At 42.9% G+C, this 14693-nt stretch carries 14 protein-coding genes; all 14 read left to right on the top strand.

Translation table 11 applies throughout. From position 1 onward, the window contains the following. Nucleotides 1-8 precede the first annotated feature (8 nt). Complete coding sequence (gene fliQ / locus L3V41_RS02170) at nt 9-278, top strand: flagellar biosynthesis protein FliQ (RefSeq protein ID WP_062569735.1); 270 nt, start codon at nt 9-11, stop codon at nt 276-278. Next, nucleotides 279-1058 carry a flagellar biosynthetic protein FliR gene (gene fliR, locus L3V41_RS02165; protein ID WP_130150477.1) on the top strand — a complete coding sequence of 260 codons (780 nt, stop codon included), beginning with the start codon at nt 279-281 and terminating at the stop codon, nt 1056-1058. Nucleotides 1059-1067: 9 nt separating this feature from the next. Further along, complete coding sequence (gene flhB, locus L3V41_RS02160) at nt 1068-2198, top strand: flagellar biosynthesis protein FlhB (RefSeq protein ID WP_062569737.1); 1131 nt, start codon at nt 1068-1070, stop codon at nt 2196-2198. A 71-nt stretch (nt 2199-2269) separates the two neighbouring features. Continuing rightward, entirely contained in the window at nt 2270-4381 is a 2112-nt protein-coding gene (flhA, locus tag L3V41_RS02155; protein WP_062569738.1) for a flagellar biosynthesis protein FlhA, read from the top strand. Nucleotides 4382-4401: 20 nt separating this feature from the next. Further along, nucleotides 4402-5883 carry a flagellar biosynthesis protein FlhF gene (gene flhF / locus L3V41_RS02150; RefSeq protein ID WP_062569739.1) on the top strand — a complete coding sequence of 494 codons (1482 nt, stop codon included), beginning with the start codon at nt 4402-4404 and terminating at the stop codon, nt 5881-5883. Next, nucleotides 5876-6736 (top strand): MinD/ParA family protein, encoded by an 861-nt coding sequence (locus L3V41_RS02145; RefSeq protein WP_062569740.1) that lies wholly within the window; start codon nt 5876-5878, stop codon nt 6734-6736. Before flhF ends, L3V41_RS02145 begins: the two co-directional genes overlap by 8 nt. Nucleotides 6737-6762: 26 nt before the next feature. Continuing rightward, on the top strand, nt 6763-7473 hold the full coding sequence (locus L3V41_RS02140) for an RNA polymerase sigma factor FliA (RefSeq protein ID WP_062570035.1): 711 nt from the start codon (nt 6763-6765) through the stop codon (nt 7471-7473). A 40-nt stretch (nt 7474-7513) separates the two neighbouring features. After that, on the top strand, nt 7514-7897 hold the full coding sequence (gene cheY, locus L3V41_RS02135; RefSeq protein WP_016708035.1) for a chemotaxis response regulator CheY: 384 nt from the start codon (nt 7514-7516) through the stop codon (nt 7895-7897). A gap of 17 nt (nt 7898-7914) precedes the next feature. Beyond that, nucleotides 7915-8682, top strand: a complete 768-nt coding sequence (locus L3V41_RS02130; protein WP_062569741.1) for a protein phosphatase CheZ — start codon at nt 7915-7917, stop codon at nt 8680-8682. A gap of 15 nt (nt 8683-8697) precedes the next feature. After that, nucleotides 8698-10980 (top strand): chemotaxis protein CheA, encoded by a 2283-nt coding sequence (locus L3V41_RS02125; RefSeq protein WP_237127101.1) that lies wholly within the window; start codon nt 8698-8700, stop codon nt 10978-10980. A 75-nt stretch (nt 10981-11055) separates the two neighbouring features. Further along, nucleotides 11056-12189, top strand: coding sequence for a chemotaxis response regulator protein-glutamate methylesterase (locus L3V41_RS02120; protein WP_237127100.1), 1134 nt, complete (start codon nt 11056-11058; stop codon nt 12187-12189). Beyond that, nucleotides 12182-12946 (top strand): flagellar motor protein, encoded by a 765-nt coding sequence (locus tag L3V41_RS02115; protein WP_062569744.1) that lies wholly within the window; start codon nt 12182-12184, stop codon nt 12944-12946. The genes L3V41_RS02120 and L3V41_RS02115 overlap by 8 nt, the downstream gene beginning before the upstream one ends. A gap of 5 nt (nt 12947-12951) precedes the next feature. Beyond that, nucleotides 12952-13911 (top strand): flagellar motor protein MotB, encoded by a 960-nt coding sequence (locus tag L3V41_RS02110; RefSeq protein ID WP_237114306.1) that lies wholly within the window; start codon nt 12952-12954, stop codon nt 13909-13911. Nucleotides 13912-13922: 11 nt separating this feature from the next. Beyond that, the gene (locus L3V41_RS02105; protein ID WP_237114305.1) at nt 13923-14693 is read left to right on the top strand and encodes a ParA family protein; all 771 of its coding nucleotides are present in this window, start codon (nt 13923-13925) and stop codon (nt 14691-14693) included.

Here is a 14693-nt window from a genome sequence, read left to right as displayed (position 1 = left end):
GCGATACGATGGAACCAGAAATCTTTGTTGATATTCTCAGTGGCGCACTTTTCTTAGTGATTAAATTAGTCTCGGCAATCGTTGTACCTGGTTTATTAGTGGGACTGGTTGTGGCTGTTTTCCAAGCGGCTACATCAATTAATGAGCAAACGTTAAGCTTTTTACCGCGTTTATTGATAACAATTAGCGCATTAATAATTGGTGGACATTGGTTTACTCAAGAGTTGATGGATTACTTTAATGGTTTAGTGTTATCAATTCCAGAGATTGCAGGGTAAATGGAATTTCCATTTGCAGTGGTCATTCAGTGGTTAAGTGACTTTTTACTACCACTGGTGCGCATTAGCTCCATGATTATGATAATGGCGGGCTTGGGCGCAAAAAACGTTCCTGCACGTATAAAATTAGGTTTGGCGGTAGTTATAACCTTAGTAGCCGTGCCTGTATTACCTCCGGCGAGTTTTACTAACTTGTTTTCGTTTGAAATGATATTGGTCGTTATTCAACAAATGTTGATTGGTGTTGCTATTGGCTTTGCATCTGTTTTGCTGCTCAATACCTTTGTGCTGGCAGGGCAAATATTGGCAATGCAAACCGGTCTTGGTTTTGCGTCAGTCGTTGACCCTTCAAATGGTTTAAGCGTACCTGCTGTGGGTCAATTTTATCTCATATTAGCAACGTTATTGTTTTTTGTGTTCAATGGGCATTTGATGATGATTCAAATGGTCATCCACAGTTTTCAAGTTTTACCAATTGATGGTAGCTGGTGGTCAGTGGACCATTACTGGGATATCGTCACTTGGGGTGGCTGGATGTTCACCACAGCCCTCGTTTTAGCCTTGGCGCCATTGACTGCTATGCTAGTCATTAACATGTCGTTTGGGGTGATGACACGTGCAGCACCACAGCTTAATATTTTCTCAATTGGTTTTCCGTTCACCTTAGTGGCCGGTCTTGTGATCATTTGGGCGACGCTGGGTAACTTTATGACCCAGTTCGAGTTCCAGTGGCTGAAAATGGTTGAGTTGATGTGTAGCCTTGTTGGTTGTACCCCTTAGGAGCGCACTATGGCTGAAGATTCAGGTCAAGAAAAAACCGAAGAACCCACCAGTAAAAAAATAGAAGACGCGAAGAAAAAAGGTCAAGTAGCTCGTTCGAAAGAGCTTGGTACAATGTTTGTTCTCATGTTTTCTGCTATTTCGCTGCTTTTGTACGGGCCAGAAATTGGTAAAGGCTTGTATAACGTGATGGGGCGATTGCTTAGCTTAAATCGTAATGAAACCTATGACACCACAAAAATGTTCTCGGTTTGGGGGGTTGTGGGTGATGCCTTGCTCTTTCCTATGGCGATGTTTGTTTTTATCATCGTTATTGCTGCTTTTATTGGTAATACCTTATTGGGGGGCTTTAATTTTAGTTGGAAAGCCGCTGCGCCTAAAGCCAACAAAATGTCTCCAGCTAAAGGCATAAAACGTATGCTAGGCCCACAAGCGGGGGTTGAATTGGTGAAGTCGCTGTTAAAATTTGCGGTTGTGGCTGGTTTTGCAGTGTTTTTAATTAATACCTTTTTCGATGAGATACTGCATCTGAGTATAGAAAGTGCGCCTGGTAATATTATCCACTCCCTTGAGATTTTATCGTGGATGTTTTTAGGACTGACATGTACTTTAATTGTTATTGCAGCTATCGATGCGCCTTACCAAAGTCATAAGCATCATAAAGAGCTAAAAATGACGCTTCAAGAAGTCAAAGATGAGTATAAAAACTCAGAAGGTGACCCACAAATAAAAGCACGTATTCGTCGTACGCAACGAGAAATGTCGCAACGACGGATGATGCAAGATGTGCCTGATGCGGATGTTATTGTAACCAACCCGACTCACTACTCTGTTGCCATTAAATATGACACAGCAAAAGCAGGGGCGCCTATCGTACTTGCTAAAGGCCTTGATGAACTTGCTATGCAGATTCGTAAAGTGGGTAAGGGTAATGATGTCCCTATCGTTGAGTCGCCAGTACTGACGCGTGCGCTTTATCATACGACAGAAGTTGGGCAGCAGATACCCGATCAACTGTTCACCGCGGTTGCCCAAGTACTTGCCTATGTATTTCAGCTAAAACGCTTCAAAAAAGGCCGTGGTAAACGCCCAATCCCTCTGAATAAAAAACTGCCAATACCTGATGATTATAAATATTAGCGAGTCGCTTTATAACTTGGAATAGTTATTGCAAATTCCGTGTAGTGTCAATTTTTTGAAATTGTTGAATTATGGAATTTAAAGCGGTATTACAACAACTTAATAAAGATAAAAAAGAGTATGCTAAAGGTGTGGGTACACCATTACTAGTGTTAGCTGCGCTAGGTATGGTGATTTTACCACTGCCACCTTTTCTTTTAGATATTCTTTTTTCGTTTAATATCGCGCTCGCACTTGTGGTACTTCTGGTCACGGTTTATACCATGAAGCCACTTGAGTTTGGTATGTTTCCAGCCGTATTGTTAATCGCCACGATTATGCGCCTTGCACTCAATGTTGCCAGTACCCGTGTTGTGCTACTTGAAGGTCACAACGGTGGTGACGCAGCAGGTAAGGTTATCGAAGCATTTGGCTCGGTGGTGATAGGTGGTAACTATGCCGTAGGTTTAGTGGTCTTCCTTATCCTTATTATCATTAACTTTGTTGTTATCACCAAAGGGGCAGGCCGTATTTCTGAAGTGTCAGCACGTTTCACCCTAGATGCAATGCCAGGTAAACAAATGGCGATTGACGCCGATTTAAATGCCGGTTTTATCAGTGCAGAACAAGCGCGTGAGCGCCGTGATGAAGTAACCCGTGAAGCTGATTTTTACGGTTCAATGGACGGTGCAAGTAAGTTCGTTAAAGGCGATGCCATCGCCGGTATCGTGATACTTGTAATCAATATTGTTGGTGGTTTATTTGTTGGTATGATCCAGCACGACTTAAGCTTTAGTCGAGCGATGGAGGTTTATACTCTGCTAACGATTGGTGATGGCCTAGTAGCGCAATTACCATCACTGTTACTTTCAATTGGTACGGCGATTGTTGTGACGCGTCAAAATGAGTCGCACAACATGGGGGAGCAGTTTAAAACTCAGTTAGGTAACGAAAAATCTTTATATATTGCATCGGGCATTCTAATCACCATGGGTTTAGTGCCAGGTATGCCGCATATCGCATTCTTAAGCTTAGGTGCATTGCTTGGCTATCTTGCATATTTCACGCAAAAACAAAAAGCAAAAGCCGAAGCCGAGCAAGCAGAAATCGAAGCAAATGGCGGAGCACCAGGCACCGGTGTTGCTAATAAACAAGAGCAAAAAGAGCTGGGCTGGGATGATGTTCAGCAAGTAGATGTTATTGGTCTAGAGGTTGGTTATCGTTTAATTCCACTTGTGGACCAATCACAAGGTGGAGAACTACTTAATCGCATTAAAGGCGTGCGTAAAAAGCTATCTCAAGAACTTGGTTTCTTAGTACCTCCTGTGCATATTCGCGATAACTTAGAGCTCGATCCAAATGCCTATCGCATCACGATGATGGGTGTATCAAGTGGTGAAGGTGAATTAAAGCACGGTGATGAGCTGGCAATTAACCCAGGTCAAGTATTTGGCCCAATCAAAGGTGTTGAGACAAAAGATCCTGCATTTGGCCTTGATGCAGTATGGATCAAGCCAGATCAAAAAGACGAAGCCCAATCTCTTGGTTATACGGTTGTTGATTCTGCGACTGTGGTTGCTACACACATCAGTCAGTTGCTAACGAACAGCGCAGCCTTGCTACTTGGTCACGAAGAAGTGCAAAACTTATTAGACATGCTAGCGAAGAGCCACCCACGTCTTGTTGAAGGTTTGGTGCCTGACGTTCTACCACTCACAACCGTTGTAAAAGTACTACAAAATTTACTTAATGAAGGGGTGGCAATTCGCGATATGCGCTCGATTGTTCAAACCCTTGTTGAATATGGCCCACGTAGCCAAGACCCTGATGTACTAACAGCTGCAGTACGAATTTCACTGCGTAGACTTATCGTTCAAGACGCTGTTGGTATGTCTTCTGAGATCCCTGTCATAACCTTGGCGCCTGAGTTGGAACAGATGTTGCATCAGTCACTTCAAAATGCAGGTGACGAAGGTGCCGGAATAGAACCAAGCCTTGCAGAGCGACTTCAGCAATCATTGAATGAAGCGCATCAAAACCAAGAAATGGCCGGTGAACCTTCAATACTGTTAACGTCAGGAATGTTACGTACTGTGTTATCTCGTTTTGTTAAGTACACGATTCCAGGTTTAAGGGTCATGTCTTATCAAGAGGTACCAGACGAAAGACAGATTAAGATTGTCAGCTCAGTAGGCCAACAATAGGATAGTAAAGGGGTTGAACCATGAAAATTAAACGTTTTTTTGCTAAAGATATGCGCACTGCACTTAAAGAAGTGAAAGATGAATTAGGTGTTGATGCGGTTATTATGTCAAATAAAAAGCTCGCTAACGGTGTTGAAATTGTTGCAGCTGTAGATTATGACAAGGCAGCCCCTAAAGCTGAAGCAGCGCCCGTAGCAGTGCAATCAAAACCTGCGCCACAGCCTAATTTTGTTAAGCCTGAGCCAATGCGTGCTAAACCTGAGCCGCAAGCACAAGTTGCCGATAGCCTACAAGCGTTACTTGAGCGCCAAGCCCCACGCCCTCGTTCGCCTGAGCTTGCATCTATGTTTAGCCAATCTGGTATCGATACGAGCGAACACTATCAACCTAAAGAGCCTAGTTTTCAACAGCAACAACCTGAGTATGCTCAAAAGCCACGCTACCAAGAACAAGCTGCACCTCGCATGCAAACGCAAGCCCATAGCCTAGGTTTTGATGATGACTTAGATGCAGGCTTTGATGATTTAGATTCACCGGTAGAACAGAAAAACTCTGCGCCTGCTAACCAATCAGAAATGGCGACAATGCGTGAAGAAATGAATGCGATTCGTCAATTACTCGAACATCAAGTATCGGGCTTAATGCAGCAAGATATGGCACGTCGTGATCCAACTCGTGCGTGTATGATTGACCGTTTAGCGGGGATGGGAATTGAGCGTGATGTTGCTGAGCAAATGGCGTGTTTTATTCCAGACGATGTTTCACGTCAACAAGCTTGGCAAGCACTCCTGCAAATGGTTGAAAACCAAATGCACACCACCAATAACGAAATCTTACGTCAAGGCGGCGTGTTTGCACTTGTTGGGCCTACAGGGGTTGGTAAAACAACCACCGTTGCTAAGCTTGCTGCGTTAGGAGCCCAAAAATACGGTGCCGACAAAGTTGCATTAATTACGACGGATACATACCGGATTGGTGCCTACGAACAACTTGCTACCTATGGCCGTATTATTGGCTGTGGTGTTAAACAAGTAAAAGATGCAAATGAATTGGCTGAAGTGCTATACCATTTACGTAATAAGCGACTAGTATTAATAGACACAGCGGGAATGAGCCAACGTGATTTACGCTTGACTGAGCAGCTTAATACACTAATGCGTAATCAGCGAGTTGATATTCGTAGTTACTTAGTATTAAGTGCTACAGCACAAATAAATGTGTTGCAAGAAACCGTAAGACACTTTAAAAAGGTGCAACTAAGTGGTTGTATATTCACTAAGTTGGATGAATCGCTAAGTTTAGGTGAGATTATCAGCATAGCGATTCAAAATCGTCTTCCGATAGGGTATCTTACTAATGGTCAGCGAGTTCCAGAGGATATTCGTGTTGCAAATGCCGAAAAACTAGTGAAAAAGGCTGAACAATTGTATTTAAAACGAGCAAAAGCACAACATTCACGACGTCAAGCAGTAGCGTCGAGCACAGTAGGGATGTATGATTAACACAGTATTAGATCAAGCAAGCGGCCTGCGCAAAATGAATCAAAATAATAATAGTGGCGTTAAAGTTATCGCTGTGACTGGTGGCAAAGGTGGTGTGGGTAAAACCAATGTTTCACTAAATACCGCTATTGCACTCGGTCAGCAAGGAAATCGAGTATTAGTACTTGATGCCGATTTGGGATTGGCAAATTGTGATGTCATGCTTGGCCTTCGTGTTGAACGTAACTTATCTCATGTTTTATCTGGCGAATGTGAGCTGGATGAAATCCTTGTTGAAGGCCCTGCGGGGATTAAAATAGTCCCTGCAACCTCTGGTTCGCAGAGCATGGTGGAACTAAGCCCTTCTGAGCATGCCGGCCTTATCCGCGCTTTTAGCGAGTTAAATACAGAGTTTGATATCTTAATTGTTGATACCGCCGCGGGTATTTCCGACATGGTATTAAGCTTTTCACGTGCAGCACAAGATGTCGTTGTGGTTGTATGTGATGAACCTACCTCCATAACCGACGCCTATGCACTTATTAAAGTACTGAGCCGTGAACATGGTGTATATAAATTTAAAATTGTTGCCAATATGGTCCGCAGTATGCGTGAAGGCCAAGAATTGTTTGCTAAACTATCAAAAGTAACCGATCGTTTCTTGGATGTATCTATGGAATTAGTTGCAACAATACCGTATGACGAAAATATGCGTAAATCGACTCGACGCCAAAAAGTGATTGTTGAGTTGTTTCCTAGTTCGCCAGCAGCAGTCGCATTTAAAACATTAGCAACAAAAGCAGTTAAGTGGCCAATACCGAATCAACCATCCGGTCATTTAGAATTTTTTATTGAAAAACTAGTAAACGGCTAACTATGACAACATCGGTGAATAAAGCGATGGGATATCAATCAGCAAACAATTTGAATGCGATTGTCGAAAAGCACGCCTCTTTAGTCAAAAAAGTGGCATGCCATTTAATTGCTCGTTTACCCGCCAGTGTTCAATTAGACGATTTAATTCAATCAGGCATGATTGGCCTTATAGAAGCATCAAAAAACTTTGATGCAGGCAAAGGAGCGAGCTTTGAAACCTTCGCTGGTATACGCATTCGCGGTGCGATGCTTGATGAAATTCGTCGCGGCGATTGGGCGCCTCGCTCTGTTCACCGAAATGCACGTCTCGTTGCTGAAACCATAGCCGCACTAGAAAGTACTTTAAATCGAGAACCAAAAGATACAGAAGTTGCTGAAAAACTTGATATTACGCTCGATGAGTACCATCATATCTTACATGATGTAAATTCTAGTAAAGTTCTGGGTATTGAGGATTTAGGTGTTGATGAAGACGTTATTACACCTATGGGGCAAGATTTAGCACTAGACAAACCGTTTAATAACGTTAAAAATGAACGGTTTAACCAATCTCTATTAACGGCTATTCAATCGTTACCGGAAAGAGATGCACTTGTTTTATCTTTGTATTACAACGATGAAATGAATTTAAAAGAAATAGGGCACATACTCGACGTAAGTGAATCGCGTGTGAGTCAAATACATGGTCAGGCGATGATTAAGCTCAAAGCAAAAATCAATGACTGGATTAATTAGTAGTAAGTAAATATAGGTTCAAACCTCACCGGAGGATGTTTTGGATAAAAACATGAAAATTCTTGTTGTTGATGATTTTTCTACAATGAGACGTATCATTAAAAACCTGTTAAGGGATTTAGGTTTCACCAATGTGCAGGAAGCTGATGATGGTTCAACAGCATTACCAATGCTACAAAATCAAGAATTTGATTTTGTTGTCACCGATTGGAACATGCCAGGTATGCAAGGTATTGATTTATTGAGAGCTATTCGTGCCGACGACAGCCTAAAGCATATTCCAGTGCTCATGGTGACAGCTGAAGCGAAAAAAGAACAAATTGTTGCTGCTGCTCAAGCGGGTGTAAATGGTTATATCGTTAAACCATTTACTGCTGCGACACTGAAAACCAAATTGGAAAAAGTGTTTGAACGTTTAGGTTAATCTAAGGGGAGAGGCTTATGTCAGCACTTGCTGCGCCTCAAATAAGTTTAGAGCAAGCTCGTCAACTTGTTGAGTATCTTGAAAATGGTGAACAAGAAAAAGCGGATAAGCTAATACTTGACACAGCATCAAAAGAACAATCAGAGCTGTTTGCAGAAATTGGTAAATTAACGCGACAACTTCATGAAGCGCTAAAAAACTTTGATCTCGATACGCGTTTAACTGGCTTAACAACGGAAGCAATACCCGATGCTAAACAGCGCTTAAATTATGTCATGGAAATGACAGAAAGCGCCGCTAATAAGACCATGGATGCAGTGGAAGCAAGTTTGCCAATTGCTCAGCAACTTGCAGACGATATAGCGACGATAAAACCTACGTGGGATCGTTTGATGAATCGAGAAATTGAGCTCGGTGAATTTAAATCGCTATGTCATAGCTTAGATAAGTTTATGAACAGCTCGCAAACTAAAACAGATGAGTTACAAGGCTTGATGACGAATGTGCTGATGGCACAAGATTATCAAGACTTAACAGGGCAAGTTATACGCCGAGTCATCGAATTAGTACGCGAAGTAGAAGACAGTTTAATCAATCTTTTAACTGTGTTTGGCAGTCAAGAAGATGGTCATCAAAAACAAGAAAAACAGGCCATAGAACAAGCACCTGCACAAAGCGATACGCTTGCAGGTCCTGAAGGGCCAATTATTGATAAAGAGTCTCGCGATGATGTTGTCTCAGGACAAGATGAAGTTGATGATCTATTATCAAGTCTGGGCTTCTAAGAGGAGAGTAGCTGCATGAGCTTTGAAGTCGATGAAGATATTTTACAGGATTTCCTAGTTGAAGCTGGAGAAATCTTAGAGCTTTTGTCAGAGCAATTAGTCGAACTGGAAAATAACCCAGAAGATAAAGATTTATTAAATGCCATTTTCAGGGGCTTCCATACCGTAAAAGGTGGGGCTGGCTTCTTAAGCATGACAGAACTTGTTGATGCATGTCATGGCGCCGAAAATGTCTTTGATTTATTACGTCAAGGCGGGCGTACTGTTACATCTGAATTAATGGATGTTATTTTACAGGCACTCGATACAATAAATGAGATGTTTACGACCATCCAGAACCGTGAGCAACCAGAGCCTGCGGATCCTGCCCTCCTTGAAGCCCTTCACAAATTAAGTCATCCACCGAGCGCAGAAGAACTTGCTGGTGAAGACACATCAATTACAGAGGGTGTCAGTGCGGCACCAGAAGAGCCCGTTGTTGAAGAGCCTATCATTGATAGCCCAGAAGTAACTGCTGATGTGGCAACGGATAACGTTGATGAAGACGACCCGTTTGCATTTGATATGTTGTTTGATGGTGGTTTGGCTGATACCCAGCATGAAGCACAAAATATTGATGAAATTACTGAAGACGAATTTGAAAGCTTACTTGATGAACTCCATGGTAAAGGGCAAAGCCCAGCAGCCGTAGAGGCAGAAAAAGTAAGTAATAATAGTGATGATATCACTGATGATGAATTTGATAGCTTATTAGATGAACTGCACGGAGTAGGTAGCTTTGGTGAAGTAAAATCAACTAGCACACCAGAACAAGTGTCGATTGAAAAGCCTGTCAGTACAGTATCAGCGCCTGCTGGCAGTGAGAGTGACGATGAAATTAGTGATGATGAATTTGAAGCATTGCTGGATGAGTTACATGGTAAAGGAACAGCGCCTAAGTCATTAGAGTCTTCATCACCAGCACAGCCTACAGAGCCAAAAGCGCCAGAAGTAGCTAAAGCTGAGCCTAGTAAACCAGTGCCGCAAGCAAAACCAGCAACCCCTGCGCCTGCAAAAGCGGCTCAACCAGCCCCTGTTGCAGCTAAAGCTGAGCCTAAGCCAAGTGCCGCTGCGAAAAAAGCACCTGCACCACAGGCGGAAACGACGGTACGTGTTGATACTAAACGTCTTGACGAGATTATGAACATGGTTGGTGAACTGGTGCTTGTTCGTAACCGTTTAGTTAGTCTTGCTAATAATACCAATAGTGAGTCTATGGGTAAGGCTATCTCGAATTTAGATGTTGTCACAGCAGACTTACAAGGTGCAGTGATGAAGACACGCATGCAGCCAATCAAGAAAGTATTCGGCCGCTTCCCTCGCGTTGTTCGTGACTTAGCTCGTAGCTTGAAAAAAGATATTAATCTGCTGTTGGTGGGTGAAGATACCGATTTAGATAAAAACTTAGTTGAAGCCCTTGCTGATCCACTTGTGCATTTGGTTCGTAACTCAGTTGACCATGGTATTGAAATGCCTGATGTGCGTGAGGCCGCAGGTAAACCTCGTACAGGGACTGTGACGCTATCAGCATCACAAGAAGGCGATCATATCTTACTTACCATCCGTGATGATGGTGCCGGTATGGACGCCGAGAAATTGAAAAAGATAGCAATCAGTAAAGGTGTTATTGACCATGACCAAGCTAGCAGACTCTCTGATACAGAGGCCTACAATTTAATTTTTGCTCCTGGCTTCTCAACGAAAGAAGAGATTTCTGATATTTCGGGCCGTGGTGTGGGTATGGATGTGGTGAAAACCAAGATCACCCAACTAAATGGCTCAGTTAATATTCAGTCAGAACTCGGAGTCGGTACTGTACTTGAAATTAAAGTACCGCTTACATTGGCTATTCTTCCAACATTAATGGTTATTGTTGGAGAACAAACATTTGCGTTACCACTTGCAGGTGTTAGTGAAATTTTTCACCTTGACCTAACTAAGACGAATGTGGTCGATGGGCAGCTGACGATTATTGTTCGCCAGAAAGCCATTCCACTCTTTTACCTCGAACATTGGTTAGTGAAAGGTGCAAATAGCCAAGAACGCAAAGCCGAAGGACATGTTGTTATTGTTCAAATAGGTACGAAACAGGTAGGCTTTGTTGTTGACTCGTTGATAGGTCAAGAAGAAGTCGTTATTAAGCCGCTTGATGCTTTATTACAAGGTACACCAGGCATGGCGGGTGCGACGATTACCTCTGATGGTGGGATTGCACTTATTTTAGATGTGCCAAGCATGCTAAAACATTACGTTGGCTAGCATTATTTAAACTCACTATTTTAAGTGCGCGTGGATACAGCGCACTTACACTGAACACATAACAAGAGAGTGCCAATGGCAGTCAAAGTATTAGTTGTCGATGATTCGAGCTTTTTTCGCCGCCGTGTCAGCGAAATTTTAGAGCAAGATAGTAATATCCAAGTTGTAGGCTTTGCCGTGAATGGCCGAGAAGCTGTTGATAAGGCAAAAGAGCTTAGACCTGATGTCATTACTATGGATGTTGAAATGCCCGTTCTTGATGGTATTAGTGCCGTTAAAGAGATCATGGCTGCTACACCAACACCTATTTTAATGTTTTCTTCATTAACTCGTGATGGTGCAACAGCAACACTTGATGCGCTTGATGCGGGGGCTTTGGACTTTTTACCGAAAAAGTTTGAAGATATTGCCCGAAATAACGAAGATGCAATCGCACTTTTACAAAATAAAGTAAAAGAAATTGGTCGCCGTCGCATTTCACGTTTTACACGTCCTGCTCCGCCACCTCGCACAGCATCTACAACATCTACAAGCACCAGAAGCGGTGGTATTGTTCAGCCTGATCGTAGTTTCAGCCGCCCAGCACCAGCGCCGGCTTCATCGGCGAACAATGTGCGAGCTTCAGGCAAACAGTACCAAGTTGTTGCAATTGGTACATCAACAGGCGGCCCTGTTGCTTTACAAACCATATTAACTCAACTGCCAGCTAATTTTCCGCACCCTATTTTACTTATTCAGCATATGCCTGCTGCATTTACACCTGCTTTTGCTGCGCGACTAAATGGTCTGTGTAAAATTAAAGTGAAAGAAGCGCAACAAGGCGACAGGTTAATGCCAGGTACCGCTTATTTAGCACCTGGTGGTCAGCAAATGCTGGTAGAAGGACGTGGAAGTTCTCGAACGTTACGCGTTTTTGAAGATGATAGTCCTCGCATTACATACAAACCGAGTGTGGATGTAACATTTGCAAGCACTGCTAAAGCATTTGGTGGTGATGTATTGGCGGTTGTGCTTACTGGTATGGGGGCTGATGGTCGAGATGGTGCCCGCATGCTAAAACAAGCTGGTGCGACGATATGGGCGCAAGATGAAAAAACCAGTGTTGTTTATGGTATGCCGCAAGCCGTTGCTAATGCAGGCCTTGCAAGTGAGAGCTTAGCGCTTAATGAAGTTGCTGCACGGTTAACACGAGAGACTGGGTGTGGATAAACTGTCGTTTCTTGGTTTAATCGTCGCTGTTAGCGCTATTGCTTTTGGTTATGCACTTGAAGGTGGGGTGGTAAGCGCTCTATTTAATGGCCCAGCGCTGATTATCGTGCTAGGTGGTACCTTAGGCGCTGTAATGTTACAAACACCAAGCAGTGTATTTTCTAAAACAGTAAAAATTAGCCATTGGGTATTTTTCCCCCCTTACCACGATATTGATGCTGCGATTGAGCAGGTGAAGCGTTGGTCTCAAAAGGCACGCCAAGAGGGGTACCTTTCGCTTGAGAATGAGGCCTTAGCGCATGATGATCCCTATGCGGTAAAGGGGCTAAGCATGTTAGTTGATGGAGCTGGTGAAACGAAGCTTAGGGATACACTTGAAATTGACTTAATGCTCGAGCGTGAAAGATTAATGGAAGTGAGCCGTGTATATGAAGCCATGGGGGGATACAGTCCAACCATTGGTATCTTAGGTGCGGTACTTGGGCTTATTCAAGCAATGCAATTTATAACCGATCCTGAAAAGCTTGGAGCAGGGGTCGCGACAGCGTTTATTGCGACAATTTATGGTGTTGGTTTAGCAAACTTACTCTTTTTACCAATGGCAAACAAACTAAAGCAACAAATTGAACAAAAAATGCTGTACCACGAGTTACTTGCAGAGGGAATTATTGCTATTGCCCAAGGTGAGAGCCCATTAAATATTGAACTCAAACTTGAGGCGTATCGTGTAGAGCGTCCAAGCTTAGCTGGCGAGTAACTCTTATGATGCGCCGTCGCATGCGTCATAAAATTCAAAAAAGCCAACATACAGAGCGTTGGCTTGTTTCTTATGCCGATTACATGACCATTATGTTTGCGTTTTTTGTGGTGATGTATGCAATCGCTATTAGCAAGAATGAAGATTTCCAAGTTTTATCTGATTCACTAGAGCAAGTGTTTGATAAATCAGCACGTACTCATCAGCAGGCTGGAACTGGGGTACAGGGTACGGGGATTTTAACAGACCGTGTCACGCCTGAAAGCGAGGTTTTATATGGTGAAAGTATCCTCAAAGAAGAGCAAGGGCCTAAGTTAATTGATGGGCAAGCCGATACCAGTAATATCGAAAAAAAGCATTTAGGAAAACCGCTAGATAGTCTACTTAGCAAACTGCAATCTGCTTTAATTGATGAGATCCGTAATGGTGAGGCTAGCCTTGAGCTTAATCAAGACTGGCTGATAATTGAATTGAGTTCAGGCATGTTGTTTTCGTCGGGCAGTGCTGTTGCTCAACAACGTGCTAAACAAGTTGTTGCATTAGTTAAAGATATTATTGCTCCTGTAGATAATTATATTCGCGTAAGAGGTTATACCGATAACGAAGGTATTCGTAATGAAATGTTTCGATCTAACTGGGAACTGTCAGTCGCACGCGCAACATCAGTATTGGTTGAGCTTGAAGAGTTGGGGATAAACCCTGCTCGCATGGCCATTGAGGGCTATGGTCAGTATTCACCCTTTTCCAGTAATGACACAGAACAAGGGCGTGCAGAAAATCGTAAAGTCGTTGTGGCACTTTCTAAATATGGTTTACCAGAACAAGCACAGCAGGCTACCAATGAACAAGCTAAACCCAGTGTAAACGAGAGTACAGAAATTGAGTTGCCAAGCAATGACAACACGATTAAAGTGATTCAATTACCTCACGGTGGCATTCGAATTACCACGCGCAATGAACAATAACAAGGTGTGATGTGAAAATTTGGACAGTAGCGAATCAGAAAGGCGGAGTAGGGAAAACCACAACCGCTGTTAGTCTTGCTGGCACGCTTGCATTACAAGGGAAACGGGTATTATTGATAGATACCGATCCACATGCTTCATTAACTTATTATTTTGGTATCGATTCAGAAGAGTTAGAGATTAGCGTCTACGATATTTTTGCCCGTGGCAACAGTATGGCCAGCGAAGAAATCTTACAAGCACTTTGCCCGTCAACACTTGAAAACCTTGATATTTTACCTGCAACCATGGCTATTGCGACCCTCGATAGAAGTATGGGCAATAAGAATGGTATGGGTCTTATACTAAAAAAAGCGCTGGCAAAAATTAGCGAACATTATGACTATGCAATTATCGACTGTCCGCCTGTATTAGGTGTATTAATGGTTAATGCCTTAGCTGCCAGCGAACGTATTTTAGTGCCAGTACAAACAGAGTTTTTGGCTCTCAAAGGTCTTGATCGTATGATGCGCACTATGGAGTTGATGCAAACATCGCAATCTAAACAATATCAGTATACGATTATACCAACAATGTACGACAAACGGACTAAAGCATCCCTTGAAGCCTATAAAAATCTTCAGGATAATTACAAAGATAAAGTGTGGTCGGGAGTCATCCCCGTTGATACCAAGTTTAGAGATGCAAGTTTGGCACAGCAAGTACCTATTCAGTTTTGTCCTCGATCACGAGGGGTATTTGCGTATCGCGCATTACTCGATTATTTAGTTGCACAAGGTTAA

Source organism: Pseudoalteromonas sp. L21, from assembly GCF_021728035.1.
In the GTDB taxonomy this organism is placed as follows: Bacteria; Pseudomonadota; Gammaproteobacteria; order Enterobacterales; family Alteromonadaceae; genus Pseudoalteromonas; species Pseudoalteromonas arabiensis.
This window is presented reverse-complemented; position numbering and strand designations above follow the sequence as displayed.

Coding starts and splice junctions, on each gene's coding strand:
- L3V41_RS02140 (WP_062570035.1), top strand. CDS start 6,763: ATGGGATATCAATCAGCAAACAATTTGAATGCGATTGTCGAAAAGCAC.
- L3V41_RS02110 (WP_237114306.1), top strand. CDS start 12,952: ATGATGCGCCGTCGCATGCGTCATAAAATTCAAAAAAGCCAACATACA.
- flhF (WP_062569739.1), top strand. CDS start 4,402: ATGAAAATTAAACGTTTTTTTGCTAAAGATATGCGCACTGCACTTAAA.
- L3V41_RS02130 (WP_062569741.1), top strand. CDS start 7,915: ATGTCAGCACTTGCTGCGCCTCAAATAAGTTTAGAGCAAGCTCGTCAA.
- flhB (WP_062569737.1), top strand. CDS start 1,068: ATGGCTGAAGATTCAGGTCAAGAAAAAACCGAAGAACCCACCAGTAAA.
- L3V41_RS02145 (WP_062569740.1), top strand. CDS start 5,876: ATGATTAACACAGTATTAGATCAAGCAAGCGGCCTGCGCAAAATGAAT.
- L3V41_RS02120 (WP_237127100.1), top strand. CDS start 11,056: ATGGCAGTCAAAGTATTAGTTGTCGATGATTCGAGCTTTTTTCGCCGC.
- flhA (WP_062569738.1), top strand. CDS start 2,270: ATGGAATTTAAAGCGGTATTACAACAACTTAATAAAGATAAAAAAGAG.
- fliR (WP_130150477.1), top strand. CDS start 279: ATGGAATTTCCATTTGCAGTGGTCATTCAGTGGTTAAGTGACTTTTTA.
- fliQ (WP_062569735.1), top strand. CDS start 9: ATGGAACCAGAAATCTTTGTTGATATTCTCAGTGGCGCACTTTTCTTA.
- L3V41_RS02125 (WP_237127101.1), top strand. CDS start 8,698: ATGAGCTTTGAAGTCGATGAAGATATTTTACAGGATTTCCTAGTTGAA.